The sequence below is a fragment of the Pseudarthrobacter sp. NPDC058196 genome, assembly GCF_042882685.1.
Taxonomy (GTDB): Bacteria; Actinomycetota; Actinomycetes; order Actinomycetales; family Micrococcaceae; genus Arthrobacter.
This window is the reverse complement of sequence record NZ_JBHVVN010000004.1, coordinates 34,112-51,081: the sequence shown is the minus strand read 5'-3', so window position 1 is coordinate 51,081 and position 16,970 is coordinate 34,112. Positions and strand designations below refer to the sequence as shown.

18 protein-coding genes are annotated in these 16,970 nt (G+C 66.9%); 3 read left to right on the top strand and 15 right to left on the bottom strand.

Going from position 1 to position 16,970, the window contains the following annotated elements:
- From ACFVVC_RS06880 to ACFVVC_RS06855, 6 genes are all read right to left on the bottom strand, one after another.
- On the bottom strand, window positions 1-2,103 hold the full coding sequence (locus ACFVVC_RS06880; RefSeq protein WP_387450509.1) for an Hsp70 family protein: 2,103 nt from the start codon (window positions 2,101-2,103) through the stop codon (window positions 1-3).
- 127 nt (window positions 2,104-2,230) lie between these two features.
- Window positions 2,231-3,319, bottom strand: coding sequence for a c-type cytochrome biogenesis protein CcsB (gene ccsB, locus ACFVVC_RS06875; protein WP_387450507.1), 1,089 nt, complete (start codon window positions 3,317-3,319; stop codon window positions 2,231-2,233).
- A complete protein-coding gene (locus ACFVVC_RS06870; protein ID WP_387450505.1) occupies window positions 3,319-5,091 on the bottom strand; it encodes a cytochrome c biogenesis protein ResB in 1,773 nt (590 codons plus the stop codon). The genes ccsB and ACFVVC_RS06870 overlap by 1 nt, the downstream gene beginning before the upstream one ends.
- A complete protein-coding gene (locus ACFVVC_RS06865; protein ID WP_285245318.1) occupies window positions 5,091-5,846 on the bottom strand; it encodes a cytochrome c biogenesis CcdA family protein in 756 nt (251 codons plus the stop codon). The genes ACFVVC_RS06870 and ACFVVC_RS06865 overlap by 1 nt, the downstream gene beginning before the upstream one ends.
- Before the next feature lie 15 nt (window positions 5,847-5,861).
- A complete protein-coding gene (locus ACFVVC_RS06860) occupies window positions 5,862-6,440 on the bottom strand; it encodes a TlpA disulfide reductase family protein (protein ID WP_109045380.1) in 579 nt (192 codons plus the stop codon).
- Window positions 6,441-6,475: 35 nt separating this feature from the next.
- Window positions 6,476-7,156, bottom strand: coding sequence for a histidine phosphatase family protein (locus ACFVVC_RS06855; RefSeq protein WP_387450503.1), 681 nt, complete (start codon window positions 7,154-7,156; stop codon window positions 6,476-6,478).
- Between the two features lie 202 nt (window positions 7,157-7,358).
- Here ACFVVC_RS06855 and ACFVVC_RS06850 point away from each other — a divergent pair, with 202 nt between their 5' ends.
- Both ACFVVC_RS06850 and ACFVVC_RS06845 read left to right on the top strand, forming a co-directional pair.
- Window positions 7,359-7,907 (top strand): YceI family protein, encoded by a 549-nt coding sequence (locus tag ACFVVC_RS06850; protein ID WP_308929911.1) that lies wholly within the window; start codon window positions 7,359-7,361, stop codon window positions 7,905-7,907.
- Window positions 7,908-8,109: 202 nt separating this feature from the next.
- Window positions 8,110-8,940, top strand: a complete 831-nt coding sequence (locus ACFVVC_RS06845) for a hypothetical protein (RefSeq protein ID WP_387450500.1) — start codon at window positions 8,110-8,112, stop codon at window positions 8,938-8,940.
- A 75-nt stretch (window positions 8,941-9,015) separates the two neighbouring features.
- On the opposite strand, the gene ACFVVC_RS06840 is transcribed toward ACFVVC_RS06845, so the two are convergent.
- Both ACFVVC_RS06840 and ACFVVC_RS06835 read right to left on the bottom strand, forming a co-directional pair.
- Entirely contained in the window at window positions 9,016-9,720 is a 705-nt protein-coding gene (locus tag ACFVVC_RS06840) for a redox-sensing transcriptional repressor Rex (RefSeq protein ID WP_387450498.1), read from the bottom strand.
- 11 nt (window positions 9,721-9,731) lie between these two features.
- Window positions 9,732-9,986, bottom strand: coding sequence for a glutaredoxin family protein (locus ACFVVC_RS06835; protein ID WP_387450496.1), 255 nt, complete (start codon window positions 9,984-9,986; stop codon window positions 9,732-9,734).
- Between the two features lie 78 nt (window positions 9,987-10,064).
- On the opposite strand from ACFVVC_RS06835, the gene ACFVVC_RS06830 reads away from it, so the two are divergent.
- The gene (locus ACFVVC_RS06830) at window positions 10,065-10,883 is read left to right on the top strand and encodes an HAD family hydrolase (protein WP_387450494.1); all 819 of its coding nucleotides are present in this window, start codon (window positions 10,065-10,067) and stop codon (window positions 10,881-10,883) included.
- Between the two features lie 138 nt (window positions 10,884-11,021).
- Here ACFVVC_RS06830 and ACFVVC_RS06825 read toward each other — a convergent pair whose 3' ends face one another.
- From ACFVVC_RS06825 to ACFVVC_RS06795, 7 genes are all read right to left on the bottom strand, one after another.
- On the bottom strand, window positions 11,022-11,120 hold the full coding sequence (locus tag ACFVVC_RS06825; protein ID WP_003792170.1) for a 30S ribosomal protein bS22: 99 nt from the start codon (window positions 11,118-11,120) through the stop codon (window positions 11,022-11,024).
- A 151-nt stretch (window positions 11,121-11,271) separates the two neighbouring features.
- Window positions 11,272-11,484, bottom strand: a complete 213-nt coding sequence (locus tag ACFVVC_RS06820; protein ID WP_018761777.1) for a helix-turn-helix domain-containing protein — start codon at window positions 11,482-11,484, stop codon at window positions 11,272-11,274.
- 143 nt (window positions 11,485-11,627) lie between these two features.
- Window positions 11,628-12,749, bottom strand: coding sequence for a 3-deoxy-7-phosphoheptulonate synthase (locus tag ACFVVC_RS06815; protein WP_387450492.1), 1,122 nt, complete (start codon window positions 12,747-12,749; stop codon window positions 11,628-11,630).
- A gap of 242 nt (window positions 12,750-12,991) precedes the next feature.
- Window positions 12,992-14,011 carry an acetylxylan esterase gene (locus ACFVVC_RS06810; RefSeq protein ID WP_387450490.1) on the bottom strand — a complete coding sequence of 340 codons (1,020 nt, stop codon included), beginning with the start codon at window positions 14,009-14,011 and terminating at the stop codon, window positions 12,992-12,994.
- 54 nt (window positions 14,012-14,065) lie between these two features.
- Window positions 14,066-14,695, bottom strand: a complete 630-nt coding sequence (locus ACFVVC_RS06805; RefSeq protein ID WP_387450488.1) for a lactate utilization protein C — start codon at window positions 14,693-14,695, stop codon at window positions 14,066-14,068.
- On the bottom strand, window positions 14,692-16,164 hold the full coding sequence (locus ACFVVC_RS06800; RefSeq protein WP_387450486.1) for a LutB/LldF family L-lactate oxidation iron-sulfur protein: 1,473 nt from the start codon (window positions 16,162-16,164) through the stop codon (window positions 14,692-14,694). The genes ACFVVC_RS06805 and ACFVVC_RS06800 overlap by 4 nt, the downstream gene beginning before the upstream one ends.
- Complete coding sequence (locus tag ACFVVC_RS06795; protein ID WP_387450484.1) at window positions 16,164-16,967, bottom strand: (Fe-S)-binding protein; 804 nt, start codon at window positions 16,965-16,967, stop codon at window positions 16,164-16,166. Before ACFVVC_RS06795 ends, ACFVVC_RS06800 begins: the two co-directional genes overlap by 1 nt.
- Between the last annotated feature and the right edge of the window lie 3 nt (window positions 16,968-16,970).

Here is a 16,970-nt window from a genome sequence, read left to right as displayed (position 1 = left end):
TCAAGCCGCCGGTGAATACGTCAGGGCCGTCGCAGAGGCCGCATCAGTGGGCGTGGGGTTGGTTTCCTCGGGCGTAGGCGAAGGGGCGGTGGCGGGCACGGGCGTCAGGTCGACCGACGTCGGGGACGCGATGGGGTCAGTGGCCGGATCCGAAGCCCCCATGGTGGTGGGCACCGCCGTTGAGAGCGGCGTCGGCGTGGATGCTGCGGAGGTGGCCGGATCGGTGGGACTCGTGGAACCGGAAACAGGCGTCGGTTCGGTGGTGGTACTGGGCGGTGTGGTCTCCGTCGGTGTTGCGGTGTCCGACGGAGTGGCTGATGCCGTCCCGGGATCCGTACTGCCGGGCTGGGCGGTATCCGATGGCGGAGCGGGAGCCACGGTCACGGATTCGGGCACCAATCCCGTGCCGGCGATACCCGTCCCTGCCGGTGCCCCGCCCGCGGCGGCAGCATCGGCTGCAACGCCGGATCCCCCGATTGCCGCACTCCCCAGCTCCTGTTGTTTGCTGGTGGGCGAGGCGGAAACGTCCAGGCCGGCCTGCGGCGCCAGCGGCTTCTTCGCGCTGATCTCGATGCGGGCCAGGGGCTGCGGGTTCACGGCAACGGCGGCTCCCCCGGCGACTGGCGCCTCAGTCCCAGCCGGACCCGAAGGACTTGCGGAACCGGAAGCTCCGGTATCGGCCCCTGCCTGCGGGACGAACATTGCAGTCAGGTTCCCTAACCCGTCCGGGCTTTGCGCGGTGGTGGCCGTGAGGACCGTCAGGATGGCGGCCGCAGCGGCGACGGCCGTGACTCGGACGGTCGGTTTCGGGGCGTGCGCGCCCCTTCTCCCGCTCCGCGTTCCGGGGAGCGGGCCCGTCCCCACCATGGCTCCCGCCGTCGCCGCATACTTGCGTGACCAGCTGGGCCTGACCGGGGCACCGGGAACGCCCGGTGCGGTGGGGACAGGGACGACGGCGGCCGGCACCCCGGCTGCCGCGTCAACAGGGACAGACGCGGCGGCCAGGGCCAGGGCGGCAGCCGCGTGCGCCAGGACGGCCGCCACGGCGGCCCCCAGGCAGATGGAGGATTTCGGGTCGGCGTCCACCGCGATCGGCCGGTCCAGTTGTTCGGACACAATCTGCGCCACCAGGGGAATCCGGGACGAGCCACCGATCAGCAGGACCGCGGACAGGTCTGCCGGTTCAACATGGAGCCGGGACAGCGATTGTTCCAGGGCGTCCACCGTGTCACGCACGGGTTCTTCGATCAGGGCCTCGAATTCCGCCCGCACCAGCCGCACCTGCTGCTGGACGCCGGGCAGGAGCACCGGGATGGTGGCTTCACTGTCCGCGGAGAGCGCCTCCTTGGCCTCGACGCACTCACGCCGCAGCCGGCTCAGCGCGCCCACCACGGCGGGGTCGGCGGGGTCGAGGTCGGTCATGGCAGTGCCGGTATGCTGCACGACGTAGCGGAACACCGCGGCATCAAAATCGGCCCCGCCCAGGTCCTCGATGCCATCGGGGCGGCCCAGGAGCTCAAAGCGGCTGCCGCCGGACTTCCTCAGCACTGCGGTATCGAAGGTCCCGCCGCCGAGGTCGTACACGGCGATGGTGCTTCCTTCCTCCACCCGCACCTGGGAGGCGTAGTGGAGCGCCGCAGCCTCGGGTTCGGGAAGGAGCGTGACGTTTTCCAGGCCGTGGGCGGCCAGGGCATCGCTGATGGCGGACAGCCGGTGGATTCCCCAGGCTGCCGGGTGGGTGAGGAAGATGGCCGAAGGAAACGCGCCTTCGCGTTCGGCTGCACGGCCTGCCACCCACTGGGCCACGGTGGCGAAAACATCTTCAGGCCGCACCGTCAGGGTGCCCAGGGCAAACGGGACGTCGTCGCCGACGCGCCGCTTGAATTCCCGGACGACGCGGCCTGGTGAGTCAAGGCTGCGGCGTTCCGCGGCTTCCCCCACCAGGACCGGGCCCTCTTCCGGGTAATACACCACGGAGGGCACGGAAGTTCCCCGGAGCCCCAGTGGCAGGCACTCCGGGAGGGGCGAAGCACCTTCGTCGAAACGGACAACGGCGGCCGCCGTGTAACTGGTTCCGACGTCGACGGCGAGAGCATAGCTCATGGGTACCTCGGAAAGCTGGTGATCCGCCTGCAAACTTCATCACAGGGAATCTGACCAAAGTAGCATTTCCGAAGGACCTGGGAACAGACCTGTTGCTACATCGAATGGTTATTTGTTGGCGGCCGGCTCAGAGCCCGGAGTAGGAGTGGAGCCCGTTGAACAACGTGTTCACGATGGTGAAGTTGAAGATCACGCAGCAGTAGCCCACGATCGACAGCCAGGCGGCGCGGGTTCCGGTCCAGCCGCGCGTGGCGCGGGCGTGGAGGTAGCCTGCGTAGACAACCCAGATGACGAAGGTCCATACCTCTTTGGTGTCCCAGCCCCAGAACCGGCCCCAGGCCTTTTCGGCCCAGATTGCACCGAACATGAGCGTGAAGGTCCAGCCGATGAAGGCGATGGCGTTGATCCGGTAGGAGAGGTTTTCCAGGCTGAGCGCCGAGGGCACCAGGCGCATGAAGCCGAGCTTGTCGTCGCCGCCTGCAGCCACGGCCTTCTGCCGGTGGGACTGCACCAGCTGCAGGGCGGACATGGCGAACGTCAGCGTGAACAATGCGGAGGAAAGCACCGCGATGGACACGTGGATGACCAGCCAGTAGCTCTGCAACGCGGGCACGAGGTGGCCGACGGGGGTCCAGAATGCCACGGAGGCAGCAACCATCATGATGATGACCAGGCCCACCACGAAGGTGCCCAAGAAGCGGAGGTCGCGGCGGATCAGGGAGAGGAGGAACACGGCCGCCACCAGGAACGCGCCGGTGGTCAGGAATTCGTACATGTTGCCCCACGGCACCCGGCCGGCGCCAAGGGCCCTGGTCACCACGCCGGCGCCGTGGATGAGGACGGCGAGGGTGGTCAGGGCCACGGCGACCCGCGCCGGAACCCGGCGCTCCGCGGCGTACTTCATGTCGCCGTCGGCCGTGACGACGCCGCCGGAACCTGCCGCGTTGGCCTTGGCAGTTGACGACGACGGCCGCTCGGCCCGGCCGGCGGGCCCGTCCAGGCGGGCCCCGGCGGAGCCTGCACCCACGCCGGCCGCTACGGGAACCTTGACGGGGGCACTGGCCCCGGCGGCCTTGAGGTCAACCGCGCGCAGCGCCTTGCTGCTTTTGGCCAGGTCCCAGGCGAAGGCGATGAAGGCCACCGTGTAGGTACCCGCCGCCAGCAGCATGAAGAGTTCGCTGTACTGGCCCATGGTTTCGTTGATTCCAAATGGCATTACTGGTCCTTTTCGGGCCCGGTGGGGCCTGCTGGGGTGCTGACGGAGCCTGCGACATTATCGCTGGTGCGGCTGGGAGTTTGCTGGGACCCGGCGGTGCTTTCGGGGTCGACGGCCTCGGTTGCCGTTTCTTCGGCGGCGTTGTCCCCGGGCAGTTGCCATTCCGTGGCGAAGAGTTTCCGGAGTGCAGCTGCCTCGCCGGCGAGGCGGTGGTCCTCGCCGCGGGCCAGGAGCCCATATTCCACCATGGTGCGGCCGTCCGCCGCGGTGCCGGTGCGCACCCAGACGCGGCGGCGGTTGACGTAGAGCGAGACGATCAGGCCCGCCACCGCCAGGAGCGCAAACACCAGGGCGTAGACCTGGCCCGGGTTGTGGTGGATGTCCACGCCGATGTAGCGCTTCACGCCGTCAAAACTGATGGTGCCCTTGCCGTCCGGCAGGGTGTAGGTGGAGCCGGGCGCCAGTGTGATGCCGCCTGCGGCCAGGTTGCGGGCGTTCAACGGAGTCAGTTTGCTGACGTCAATGGCATAGACGTTCTGCGGTGCACCGCTGTCCAGGCCCAGATTGCCGTAGTAGGAGTTCAGGGACAGCTGCGGGTTGAACAGTTCGGGGTCGGCACTGTAGGACACGCCCTTCTCGTTGAGCAGTGCGGTAGGCAGGAAGAAGCCTTGGAAGCCGAGCTGGTCCGGTTTGGCGTCGGGGACCTTGATCACCACGGAGGAGTAGTAGTTGTCCCCCTGGAGCTTGGCCACCACCGGGCCCTGCATGGCGACGTTCCCGGCCCCGTCGCGGACCGTGACCACGGGTGCGTACCCGTTGCCGGTGAGGTAGATGCTGGTGCCGCCCAGGCTCACGGGATCGTTAACCTTCAGGATTTCTTGCTTGGCGGGGGCGTCCGGGGTTTCCTTTGTGGTGACGGCGGCCGAGAAGTCGATGGGCTGGCCGAATTTGCCCTTCGACTCCCGGTCGAACGTGATGTTGAACTTGTCCAGCTGCAGCGAGTAGGGCTGGAGCTGGCTGGACTGGAAGTTGGTGCCCGGGTTGAACTGGTCATAGCCCACCAGCGTGTTCACGAACGTGTCGCCCTCCACCAGGATGCGCTGGCCGCTGTACCCGAACAGGCCGCCGGCAGCCACGGACACCAACACGCCGATCAGCGAGGTGTGGAAGACCAAGTTGCCCACTTCCTTGAGGAAGCCGCGCTCGGCACCCAGGGACGGCAGGGCGCCGTCGGCATCCCGGACCTCCACCCGGTAGCCGCGCTTGCGGAGCAGCCCGGCGGCACTGTTGATGGCGTCCGACGCCGGGATCCCGGCGTCGGCGGGAACCACCAGGGTGCCGTATTCGGGGAGCCGGGACAAGCGCTGCGGGGTACGCGGCGGCTGGGAGCGCATGGCCTTGTAGTGGGCGATGGCGCGCGGCACCACGCAACCGATCAGGGAGACGAACAGCAGCAGGTAGATCGCCGAGAACCAGGCCGAGGAGTAGACGTCGTAGAGCTGCAGGGAGTCCAGCAGCTTGCCGTAGTCCGGGTTGCTACTGATGTACTCCGTGACCTTCGATGGGTTGGCCGGCCGCTGCGGGAACAGGGAGCCCGGAACGGCCGCGACGGCGAGGAGCAACAGCAGGAACAATGCTGTCCGCATGCTGGTCAGCTGGGTCCAGGCCCACCGCAGCATGCCCTTCGGGCCCAGTGCCGGGAGGGCGGCCTCAGCCTTGGCTTCCGCGACAGGGGTGGCTTGCTTTTTCTTTACGTTCACACGCTCGCTCATCAGATCGGCAACTTCACGTCGGTTTGGAACCAGTACTGCAGCCCGGTCACCCAGGCCCCCCAGACGCCGGTGGCCATCAGCAGGCCCAGCACCACCAGGATGCCGCCGCCGGTACGCTGGATGGCAAGGCGGTGCTTGCGGAAGAACGCCATGACGCCCATTCCCCGGCGCACGGCCAGCGCGATCAGCAGGAACGGGATGCCCAGTCCCAGGCTGTAGACGAACGCCAGGAAGGCGCCCTTGGCGGCGGAGGACCCGCCGGAGAGGCTGAGCAGCTGCACGGCGGAGTAGGTGGGTCCGATGCAGGGTGCCCAGCCCAACCCGAAGGTCAGGCCCAGTAAGGGTGCTCCCCAGAGCCCGGCCGGCGGTTTGGCATGGATTTTCGCGTCCCGCTGGAGCCAACTGAAGCCGCCCATGAACACGATGCCCATGATGATCACCAGGATCCCCAGGAGCTGGGTGATCCAGGCATTCCGGCTGCCGCTGATCAGGGTGCCCAGCTGCCCGAAGGCGCCGCCCAGCAGGACGAAGATCACCGAGAAACCCAGCACGAACAAGCCGATGCCTGCCAGCATCCGGCCGCGCTTTTGCTTCTGCAGGTCAACCCCGCTCAGGCCTGTGACGTATCCGAGGTAGCCCGGAACGAGGGGCAGCACGCACGGCGAAAGGAAGGACACCAGGCCGGCGAGCAGCGCCACCGGGATGGCCAGGAGGAGCGAGCCGCTGAGGATGGCTTCGGCGAAGGGACTGTTCACGGTGCCCGGCCTGCCCTACTCCGCCACGGCGGCGGTGATGAGGGCCTTCAAGGTGCCCTTCTCGATCTCGCCGAGGACCCGGGACGCCACCCGCCCCTGCTTGTCCAGGACCAGGGTGGTGGGGACTGCCCCGGGCGGAACCAGGCCGGATACGGACAGCAGGACGCCGCCGTCCTTGTCATCGAAGCTCGGGTAGGTCAGGTTGAAGGTCTTTTCGAACGCCTCCGCCGTGGGTTTCTCGTCCCGGAGGTTGACGCCGAAGAACTGCACGCCCTGGTCCTTGAACTCCTGGTGGAGTTCTTCGAGGATGGGCGCCTCCACCCGGCATGGGGCGCAGGCAGCGAACCAGAAGTTCAGGATGCTGACCTTGCCCTGGAAGTCGGCAGGGGTCACCTTGGCGCCGCTGAAGAGCGCCCCTTGGATCTGGACGGCTTCCTTGCGGTCGCCGGCGGCGAACTCGGTGACGGAACCGTCGCCTGCCACGTAGTTCTTGTTGTCCCCGGCCTTTGCCTGCTTGGCCAGTGCGTCCTCCTGGGCGCAGCCGGACAGGCCCAGGGTCAGCGCGCCGAGGGCCAGGCCGCCGGCGGCGAGCATGCTGCGGCGCGAGGGGAGGAAATCGTTGGTCACAGCTAGGCTCCAGGGGTGCTGGCCGCACCGGGAAGAAGGGACGCGGCGGGTTCGCTGTAGTCGACCCGCAGCAGCGAGCCGTCGTCGTCGAACACCAGGGACGTGACGGACGTCAGCGTGCACTCTCGCTTGCGGGGATCGTGCCAGAGGGGCCGGCCTTCGGCGCTGAGCCGGGCGGCCCAGATGGGGAGCTGGTGGCTGACGAGGATTGCCTCGGGTCCTTCGGCGCCGAAGTCGCCGGCAGCCAGGTCAATCGCCCGGAGCCGGGCGTCCTGCGCTGCGGCCGCGATGCGGGCGGCCTGCTGCTTGTAGGGCTCGCCCCAGGACGGACGCAGCGGATTGACCAGCCGGGGCCAGTGCTTGGGCCGGCGCAGCTCGGCCTTGGTGACCTTCATGCCCTCGAAGTAGTTTTCCGCCTCAATGATCCGCGGCTCGGTGTGGATCTGCAGGTGCAGGGCTTCCGAGGTCGGCAGGGCGGTTTCCTGCGCTCGCTCAAGCGGCGAGGCGGCCAGGTAAGTGATGCGGGCACCCCGCTCGGCACGCTGCCGGAAGTGCTCGGCGAGGGTCCTGGCCATCTCCTGCCCCAGTTCGGAGAGGTGGAATTCGGGGAGCCGCCCGTACAGAACGCCGTCGGGATTATGGACCTCGCCGTGGCGGAGCAGATGGACAGTGGCTTGGGGCATGTTTACCAGTTTCTCAAAGATGGCGTGCGATCCGAAATCTTCTACGAACAGTAGAACTTAAGTTTCTGAAGAAATGTTCCGAACGCGGGAACAAAACATGCAAACGCATGTTTATACTGGATGCAGCAAGTTAGTTGAGGCTTCAACCGATGAAGGTTCAACCGCATGACCACAACAGGCATTATGAACAAGGAGCATCATCATGGCACTTCCCGCAGACGTCACCACCGGCACCTGGACCCTGGACAACTCCCACAGCGAGATCGGCTTCACCGTCCGTCACGCCGGCATCAGCAAGGTCCGCGGCCAGTTCACCGAAGCCGCCGCAACGCTTGACCTCGTCGAGGATGTGGCCGACTCGAAGATCAACGCCACCATCAAGACCGCCAGCTTCGACTCCGGCGACGCCAACCGCGACGGCCACGTCAAGGGCGAGGATTTCTTCGACGTGGAGAAGTTCCCGGAGATCTCCTTCGTCTCCAACGGCCTGGTAGCAAAGGGCAACAGCTACGAGCTCACCGGTGACCTCACCATCAAGGGCGTCACCCGCCCGGTGACCCTGGAGACCGAGTTCAACGGCGTGGCCGTTGACCCGTTCGGCAACACCCGCGCAGGCGTCTCGGCCGGGACCACCATCAGCCGCAAGGACTTCGGCCTGACCTGGAACGCCGTCCTGGAGACCGGCGGCGTGCTGGTCAGCGACAAGGTTGCCATCAACCTGGAGCTCGCCTTCATCGCTCCCGCAGCCTGATTCCGCTCCGGCCCACCCCGGCAGCAGGCATTTCGCCTGATGCCGGGGTGCCGCATTTAAGGCCCGGGGAGGCGTGAACGGCCCCGCGGAATCACGCACAACCTGGTCCGCCGGGGGTACGGTGGACCTAAGCCATGCTGGGGGCGGCACAGGACCGATTCCCGGCAGCCCGCCTGGATCCCGACCTGCAGAAGGAACGCCCATGAGTACTCCTCCCGTCCCGCCGCCCGTGCCCCACGATCCGCAATCCGGAAACGACCAGCCGGGCAACGGCCAGCCGGCCGGCGGGCAGCCCGGCTCCCGACAGCCCCGCTACGGACAGAACGCCCCCCAGTATGGGCAGAATGCTCCGCAGTACGGACAAAACGAACCGCAGTACGGTTCGCAGCCGCCGGCAGCTCCGCAATATGGCCAGAACGCCCCGCAGTACGGCCAGAACCCGCCCCAGTATGGACAGAACGCCCCGCAGGCTCCCGGCTACGGACAGCAGCAGCCCTATGGCCAGCAGCCGTACGGCCAGTCCCCCTACGGCCAGTACCCGTCGGAGCAGCCCCAGCCTGCGGCAAGCACCGGCATCCCGCAACTGGTCAACATCTCCTTCTGGATGCTGATCGCGGCCGCCGTGATCTTCGTCATCTCCCTGCTCACCGGGCTGACCCAGCTGGATGATCCCGCATTCCGGCAGGCCTTTGACCAGCAGGTCAAGGCCAGCAACGCGGGCGTCACGTACGACGACATCAAGGGCGTCATCGCCGGAACCCTGGTGGTCTTCGCCATCATCGGTGCCGGGCTGTACCTGCTGGTGGCCTTCTTCGTCCGCAAGGGCAAGAATTGGGCACGCATCCTGGGGACGGTCCTGGCAGCCCTGTCGGTGCTGGGCCTCTTCGGAGTTCCCTCGTTCGCAACCGTCGGAACCGTTTTGGGCATCGCGGCCATCGTGCTGCTGTACCTTCCGGCGGCCGCCCCTTACTTCCGGAAGCAGCAGTTCGGCAACCCGTATGCCGGCGGCTTCGGAAACCCCTACGGCCGGTAGCAGCGGGCCACACCACGGCAAACGGCCCGGGATGCTTTGCAGCATCCCGGGCCGTTTGCCTTTAACCGGTGGTCCCTAGGCGGTCTGGCCGGGCGCCTGTGCCCGCTGGGCGTGGTAGGCCAGGATCTGCAGCTCGGTGGCCATGTCCACCTTGCGGAGGTTCACGCCTTCCGGGACCTGCAGCATCACGGGCGCGAAACTCAGGACGCTGTGCACGCCTGCGGCCACCACGCGGTCGCAGATGCCTTGGGCCACCGCCGCCGGGAGCGCCAGCACCACCATGTTGGCTCCGGTGCGGTGCAGGACGGTTTCAAGGTCTGCCACGTCACTGACCCGCAGCCAGCCAACCTCGTTGCCCACCACCATTTGGTCGGCGTCGAAGATCGCGACGACGTCGAACCCGCGGGATTCGAAGCCGCCATACCGCGCCAGGGCCTTGCCCAGGTTTCCGGCACCCACGATCGCGACTTTCCAGTCGTGCGTGAGGCCAAGGGCCGCTGCGATATGGCGGCTGAGATACTGCACCTCGTAGCCCACTCCCCTGGTGCCGTAGGACCCTACATGGGACAGGTCCTTGCGCAGCGTCGAGGAACTGACGCCGGAGGCCTCCGCCAATGATTCGGACGAGACCCGCTCGACGCCCTCGGCCAGCAAGGTGTTCAAGGCACGGAGGTACAGCGTCAGCCGTGCCACCGCGGCGGGCGGGATCTGCTTGGCGGGCGCACCCGGGGCGCCCGGAAGCTCCGGGACAGGCTGGGACGTTGATTCCAAGGACGTCATTGGCCTCCCCCCTACCGGACCATGGCGCGCTGCAGCACGCGTTCCAGCCGGGCTTCGTCAATCTTCCAAAAGTCGCGCTGTACCCCGTCCACCAGTACCACCGGGATTTCCTCGGCATAGCGTTCGCGCAGCTCGGGCTGGTGGTCCACCGACTCTTCCGTCCATGTCAGGCCCAACGAGGCAGTGACCCGGCCGACGGCGTCGCGCGCCTCTTCGCAAAGGTGGCAGTCAGCTTTGGTGACCAGGACGACGCGGGGGGTAGCCATGGCTTAACGGTATCGCCGTTCGCGGCATGCGGGCGACGCCGACGGCGGCGGGCCGGCCTATTGACTAGACTCGAGTCCATGCCCGAGGAGAAATACGTCGCCGTAGTCACGCGGCCAGTCACTGCGCCGCAGCCCGGCGAAGCGGCGTTTTTCGACGTGGACAACACCTTGATGCGCGGCGCCAGCCTCTTCCATGTGGCCCGGAAAATGCACCAGCGGGGAGCGTTCACCCTGAGGCAGGCGGCTGGCATGGCCTGGAAACAGTTCAAGTTCGTGGCCCGCGGTGAAAACATGGATGATGTCCACGCCGTCCGCGACTCGGCCCTGACCCTGGCTGTGGGCATCAGCGTTGACGATATCCGGGCGTTGGGCGAAGAGGTCTATGACGAAATGATCGCGTCCCGGATCTGGCCGGGCGCCAAGGCACTGGCCGAGCAGCATCTCCGCGTGGGCCGCCGGGTCTGGCTGGTCACGGCCACGCCGATCGAAGTTGCCACCGTGATCTCCACCCGCCTGGGCCTGACCGGCGCCCTCGGGACGGTCGGGGAAGTCTCCGACGGCATGTACACCGGCCGCCTGGTGGGCGACATCCTGCATGGCTCGGCCAAAGCCGTGGCTGTCCAGGCCCTCGCCGACGAGGAAGACCTGGACCTGAAACGCTGCTGGGCGTACAGCGACTCCTATAACGACGTCCCGCTGCTTTCATTGGTAGGCCACCCGGTGGCCATCAACCCCGATGCCAAGCTCCGCCGGCACGCCCGCGACCGCAACTGGCCGGTCTACGATTTCCGTGCCGGCCGCCGCGCCGCCACCTTCGGACTCAAAGTGGCAACATTCGGCGGCGCCATCTACGGGCTGTGGAAGGGGTTCGCCCGGATCCGCGGCCCGCGCCTGTAGCTTTCCCGCGCCTCTGGATATCCCGCGAGTCTGCCTTCCCCCCGCCTGCAGGTTCCCCGCACCGCACACTCCGGAGCACGAAAAAACGCCCGCCACCTTTGCAGGCGACGGGCGTTTTCCACGCTGTTCGAAGTATTGCTACTTCTTGTTGCGGCGCTGGTGACGAGTCTTGCGAAGCAGCTTGCGGTGCTTCTTCTTGGCCATACGCTTGCGACGCTTCTTGATAACTGAACCCACGAAAGTTCCTTACAAACTAGATGCAGTACCTGTCTGATGGAAATGGTCCGTGGACAGAGCTACGAACTGAACAACTGACAGATTCTTACAATGACGTAAAACGTTCCTTAACAGGGTACCGCCTCTCGGAGGCGGCTTGGGACAAGGTGCCTTAGGCTGTCTCGGAGTGACCGTCCACCACAGCACCCTTGAGGTACTGCTCCACGGCATTCTCAGGTACCCGGTAGGAGCGGCCGAACCGAACTGCCGGCATTTCGCCGGAGTGGACCAGCCGGTAAACAGTCATTTTAGAGACGCGCATGACCTCGGCTACTTCAGCCACGGTCAGGAACTTCGCGTTGGAGAAGTTCTGTTCTGCCGACATTTCCCTATTTTCCTTTGCTGACGGATGGACAACAGTGACCCCAGGTACGTGCCAATGCGGTGTTCCGATGCTGAGCCATCCACCAATCACCTAAATAGATACTCTAGATGTTCATGTGGCAGATGTGAAAGTAGGTAAAGCCACTATTTCGCCTCCCGGCGCTTCCGCGCCGAGGCCGCAAGCTGCTCCAGCACGGAGGCCGAAACGTCCCAGTCCATGCAGGCGTCGGTGACGCTCTGGCCGTACATGAGTGCAGAGCGTCCGGCCGCGTGCTCGGCAACGTCGAGGTTTTGGGCGCCGCCCACCAGGAAGCTTTCCAGCATGACCCCGGCGATCGCCTGCGCGGCGGCGCCCCCGTCCTCGAGCTGGGCACCGATCTCCAGCGCCACCTCGGCCTGGCGGTGGTGGCTCTTGCCGCTGTTGGCGTGGCTCGCGTCGACCACCAGGCGCGGGTTCAGGCCCTTTCCGGCCAGCTCCCCGGACACCCGTTCGACGTCGGCGGCCGAGTAGTTGGGGCCCTTGCGGCCGCCGCGGAGGATGACGTGGGTGTCCGGGTTCCCGGCTGTTGCCACCAGCGCTGCCCGGCCGTCGCCGTCGATCCCCAGGAATGCCTGGGCCGCCGCCGCGGCGCCGCATGCGTCGATCGCCACCTGCAGGCCGCCGTCGGTCCCGTTCTTGAAGCCGATGGGCATGGACAGGCCCGAGGCCAGCTGCCGGTGGATCTGGCTTTCGGTGGTGCGGGCCCCGATGGCACCCCAGGAAACCACGTCCGCCATGTACTGCGGGCTGATCGGCTCCAGGAATTCGGTGGCGGTGGGCAGTCCCAGCGCGGTCACCTGCTGGAGGAACAGCCTGGCGGTGCGCAGGCCGGTGACCATGTCGTGGCTGCCGTCAAGGCGGGGATCGTTGATCAGGCCCTTCCAGCCGACGGTGGTGCGGGGCTTTTCGAAGTAGGTCCGCATGACCACCAGCAGGTCTTCCTTGTGCTTTTCCGCCTGGCTGACCAGCCGGCGGGCGTATTCCAGCCCGGCTTTGGGATCGTGGATGGAGCATGGCCCCACGATGACCAGCAGGCGGTCATCCACACCGTCCATGATGGCCCGGACCTGGTCGCGTCCGCGTTCGACGACGTCAGCGGCCCGGGCGTCCAAGGGAAGTTCGGCGAGGAGCTCGGAAGGGGTGGGCAGCGCGGTGAATTCGCTGACGCGCAGGTTCGAGGTGGATTTGGTGCCGGCGCTGGCGGCTGCTGCTGTTGCGGTGCTCATGTTCGGGTCCTGTTCCAGATGGGAAGCGGGCCCGGATTTCAGAACCCGCCGGAGAAACGGCGAAGGGCAGAGAATGAACTCTGCCCTGTTGGCTCTGAAGGAATGCTGGATGCGTGTCAGTTAGACGCGGGCCCCTCCAGAGCCAACGAAAAATACGCATACCAACGGTTAGTCATGGGAAAGACCATAAGCCCGGCCGCCCGCCGACGCAAAATCAGCGTCCGTCACATTCCTGCGCCGGGCTACCCCAGGAGCTTGCGCAGGTACTGCAGCTGCCGGATCCAGTGGTGTTCCTGGCCGCCTTCATGGTTGTTGAAGCGGTACACCTCGATCTCCTTGGCGGCCCCGGTGGAGGATGATCCTGAGGTGCCGGAGCCGTAGGCATTGAAGCTGGCGAAGACCGTGGACGGCGGGCAGATATCGTCCATCTGGGCCACCGAGTACAGCGCCGGTGCCGTGGCGTACCGGGCCAGGTTGACGCCGTCGAAGTAGTTCAGGACTTCGAGTGCGGGCTGGTACCGGTCGCGGTGGCGCGCCAGGAACTGGGCGATCTCGGGGTAGGGCCCGCGAGGGGTGATGTCGATGGCGCGCGGGAAGTCCTGCAGGAAGGGGACATCGGGCAGGGCGGCGATGACGCCGTCGAGCCGTCCCGCAGTGAGCCCCGCCGTGGCCACTACGATGCCGCCGCCCTGGCTGACTCCGGCGAGGACCACTTTGGCGGGATCCACGGCGGGGTGGGCCTGGGCTGCCTCCACGGCGCGGAAGGCGTCCACGTAGACGCGCCGGTAGTAGTAGTCCTCGCGGTTCGCGAGGCCCCGGGTCATCAGGCCCGCGTGGGCCACGTCCCCGGCAGAGGGGTGCGGGTCCGGGGTGTCCCCCAGGGTGCCGCCGTACCCTTGGCCGCGGGTGTCCATGATGAAATGCGCATAGCCTGCCTGGGCCCAGCGGGTGTCCTGGTTGACCAGGCCCCGGCCGCCCGAATAGCCCACGTAGTGCACCACCACGGGCAGCCTGGTGCCGTCTTCCCGTGCGGCGGGCAGGTGCAGCCAGCCTTTGACCGGCGCCCCGCCGAAGCCGGAAAAGGTGACGTCGAAGGTGTCAATGACCGTCAGGTGGTTCTCCACCGGTTCGAAGGTGGCGTTCAACGGGAAGGCCCTGGCTTCGTCGAGGGTGGCGTCCCAAAACGCGCCCAGGTCCTCCGGCGGCGTGACGTCGGAAGAGTAGCTGCGCAGCTGGGCCAGGGGCAGGTCGAAGAGGGGCATCGTTGTCCGTTCTGTCAGGGGTGGTTGGCGGCCTGGTTGCAGCCTACTTCAGCTTCACCGGATGATGACGACGTCCAGCCGCCGGGGCCCGTGGACGCCTTCGACGCGTTCAAGCTCGATGTCCGAGGTAGCGCTGGGTCCGCTGATCATGGTGAGCGGCTTTGTTCCGTCCAGGCGGCGGAGGGCTTCGGGCAGGATCGCGGTGACGTCCCGGCTGCGCACCACGCAGACGTGGTGGTCCGGGATGAGCGAGATGGCGCGGCGGCCCTGGTCCGGGCTGCCGTCCAGGATGATGGTCCCGGATTCTGCCACGGTCACCGCACTGGCAGTCACGACGGCGTCTGTTGCGTCGAGTTCGGTGACCGACCTCGCTCCGTGCCCGCCGCCGTCGTACACCGTCCTTGCGGGGTCCGTCTCCCAGGCCAGCCAGGCAGGGTCAAGGCCGGCCGGTACCACGTAGGTCCCGGCCCCGGCGAGGAGGTCCCGGATGGTGGCGGGGACTGTGTCTTCGTCCACCACGGTCACCCCGGCCTTGTAGTCCTCCAGCCGGTCCACCAGGACTTCGATGCGCCGCTGCGCGTCGGCTTCCCCGTCCCGCCGGTAATTCCGGGGGATGTCCGGGACGGTGGGGGCGTCCTTGAGCGCGGTGCGGACGGCCGCAAGGATCTGTTCTCGGGTGCTCATGGCGTCTTGTGCTCCTTGGCCCACCAGTCACGGAAGGACTGCGCCGGGGGCGCCGGGATGTCCCTGCTTTGGGTCCAGCCGGCGGCGAGGCCGGGCAGCTTCTTGATTTTCTTGTCCCGTCCGGCGGCGGCCCGGCCCAGCGGCAGGAGCTTTTCGACGGCGGCCAGGCGGCGTCCGTCGGAGAGCGCCCAGGAGGCGGCCTTGAGTCCCACGTCCATCTGGGACGGCAGGCCGCCGCGGTGGGCGTCCACGTCCTTGCCGCGCAGGTGGACCAGGACGTCCGGGATGTTGATCTTCACCGGGCACGCGTCGTAGCAGGCGCCGCATAGCGAGGACGCATACGGCAACGAGCCGTTCTCTTCCGCCTCGATGCCCGTCATCAGCGGCGACAGGATGGCGCCGATGGGGCCCGGGTACGTGGAGCCGTAGGCGTGGCCGCCGGCCCGCTCATAGACCGGGCAGACGTTGATGCAGGCGCTGCAGCGGATGCAGTGGAGCGCGGAGCGTCCCATCTCGTCTGCAAGTGCGTTGGTGCGGCCGTTGTCCAGCAGGATCACATGGAAATTCGACGGGCCATCGCCCTCGGTGACACCGGTCCACAGTGAGGTGTACGGGTTCATCCGCTCGCCGGTGGAAGAGCGCGGCAGCAGCTGGAGGAAGACTTCCAGGTCGGAGAACGTGGGGAGCAGCTTCTCGATGCCCATCACGGTGATCAGGGTTTCGGGGAGGGTCAGGCACATCCGGCCGTTGCCCTCGGACTCCACCACACCCAGCGTGCCGGAGTCGGCGATGCCGAAGTTGGCGCCGGAGATCGCAACCTTCGCGGTGAGGAACTTGGCCCGCAGGTGGGTGCGGGCGGCCATGGCAAGCCGGCGGGGTTCGTCCGTGAGGCCGGGGTCGACGCCGGGCATTTCCTGGAGGAAGATATCGCGGACTTCGGTGCGGTTCTTGTGGATCGCGGGGACCAGGATGTGGCTGGGCTTGTCGTGGCCCAACTGGACAATGAGCTCAGCCAGGTCCGTCTCGAAGGCCGGGATCCCGCGCTCCTCCAAGTATTCGTTCATGCCGATTTCCTGGGTGGCCATGGACTTGACCTTGACCACCTCATCCACGCCTTCGGCTGTGACCAGGCCGTGGATGATCGCGTTGGCTTCGTCGGCGTCGCGGGCCCAGTGGACCGTTCCGCCGCGGGCGGTGACGTTGGCTTCGAAGGCCTCGAGGAGTTCCGGCAGCCGCGCCATGACGGAGGTCTTCAGGGCACTCCCAGCCTCCCGCAGTTCTTCCCAGTCCGGCAGCTCACCCGTCACGGCAAGCCGCTTGGCGCGGATGGTGGACGTGGCGTGCTTGAGGTTTCTCCGCAGCTGGCTGTTGCCGAGCTCGCGGCGGGCAGCGGACGGGAACTTCTCTTCGGCGAACAGGTTGCCGATGCCGGGCCGCAGGCCGGGCATCCCGATCGGGGTACGGGACATTACTTGGCCACCACCTTGACGGTTTGTCCGGCCGGCCCGGGAACGGACGCCGGTTCCGCTTCGGTGCTGGCAAGGATCTCCGCAAGGTGCAGGGTGCCTACCCCGGCGTCCTGCCGCGACAGGCCACCGCCGATGTGCATCAGGCACGAGTAGTCGCCGCCGGCGCACACGGACGCCCCGGTGCTGCGGATATTCGCCGTCTTGTCCGCCAGCATCGCGGAAGAAACGTCCGCGTTTTTCACGGAGAAGGTGCCGCCGAAGCCGCAGCACTGGTCCGCTTCCGGCAGGTCCACCAGTTCCAGGCCTTCGACGCCGCGCAGCAGCCCGGCCTGCCGGTCACCGAGCTTGAGCAGCCGCATGCCGTGGCAGGAGGGGTGGTAGGTCACCGTGTGCGGGAAGTAGGAGCCCAGCTGCGCCGCCGGATTGGTGACGCCCAGGACGTCCACCAGGAGTTCCGAGAGTTCGTAGGTCTTCTTTCCGACGGCGGCAGACCGCTCTTCCAGCGCGGTGTCCCCCGCGTGCCGGGCCACCATGGGGTGCTGGTGCTTCACCGAGGCGACGCAGGAACCGGACGGCGCCACGGCGACGTCGTAGTCTTCGGACTCGAAGGCCCGAACGTGGTTGGCCACCACGGGAAGGGCCTCGTTGAGGTAGCCGCTGTTGACGTGCATCTGCCCGCAGCAGGCCTGTCCAGGGGGAAAGACCACCTCGTGGCCCAGGCGTTCAAGGACTTCCACCGTGGCCTGGGCGGCGCGTGGATACATGGCGTCCACGATGCAGGTGGCGAAAAGTGCGATTTTCATGGG

Coding starts and splice junctions, on each gene's coding strand:
- ACFVVC_RS06880 (WP_387450509.1), bottom strand. CDS start 2,103: ATGAGCTATGCTCTCGCCGTCGACGTCGGAACCAGTTACACGGCGGCC.
- ccsB (WP_387450507.1), bottom strand. CDS start 3,319: ATGCCATTTGGAATCAACGAAACCATGGGCCAGTACAGCGAACTCTTC.
- ACFVVC_RS06870 (WP_387450505.1), bottom strand. CDS start 5,091: ATGAGCGAGCGTGTGAACGTAAAGAAAAAGCAAGCCACCCCTGTCGCG.
- ACFVVC_RS06860 (WP_109045380.1), bottom strand. CDS start 6,440: ATGCTCGCCGCCGGCGGCCTGGCCCTCGGCGCGCTGACCCTGGGCCTG.
- ACFVVC_RS06855 (WP_387450503.1), bottom strand. CDS start 7,156: ATGCCCCAAGCCACTGTCCATCTGCTCCGCCACGGCGAGGTCCATAAT.
- ACFVVC_RS06850 (WP_308929911.1), top strand. CDS start 7,359: ATGGCACTTCCCGCAGACGTCACCACCGGCACCTGGACCCTGGACAAC.
- ACFVVC_RS06845 (WP_387450500.1), top strand. CDS start 8,110: ATGAGTACTCCTCCCGTCCCGCCGCCCGTGCCCCACGATCCGCAATCC.
- ACFVVC_RS06840 (WP_387450498.1), bottom strand. CDS start 9,720: ATGACGTCCTTGGAATCAACGTCCCAGCCTGTCCCGGAGCTTCCGGGC.
- ACFVVC_RS06835 (WP_387450496.1), bottom strand. CDS start 9,986: ATGGCTACCCCCCGCGTCGTCCTGGTCACCAAAGCTGACTGCCACCTT.
- ACFVVC_RS06830 (WP_387450494.1), top strand. CDS start 10,065: ATGCCCGAGGAGAAATACGTCGCCGTAGTCACGCGGCCAGTCACTGCG.
- ACFVVC_RS06820 (WP_018761777.1), bottom strand. CDS start 11,484: ATGTCGGCAGAACAGAACTTCTCCAACGCGAAGTTCCTGACCGTGGCT.
- ACFVVC_RS06815 (WP_387450492.1), bottom strand. CDS start 12,749: ATGAGCACCGCAACAGCAGCAGCCGCCAGCGCCGGCACCAAATCCACC.
- ACFVVC_RS06810 (WP_387450490.1), bottom strand. CDS start 14,011: ATGCCCCTCTTCGACCTGCCCCTGGCCCAGCTGCGCAGCTACTCTTCC.
- ACFVVC_RS06805 (WP_387450488.1), bottom strand. CDS start 14,695: ATGAGCACCCGAGAACAGATCCTTGCGGCCGTCCGCACCGCGCTCAAG.
- ACFVVC_RS06800 (WP_387450486.1), bottom strand. CDS start 16,164: ATGTCCCGTACCCCGATCGGGATGCCCGGCCTGCGGCCCGGCATCGGC.
- ACFVVC_RS06795 (WP_387450484.1), bottom strand. CDS start 16,967: ATGAAAATCGCACTTTTCGCCACCTGCATCGTGGACGCCATGTATCCA.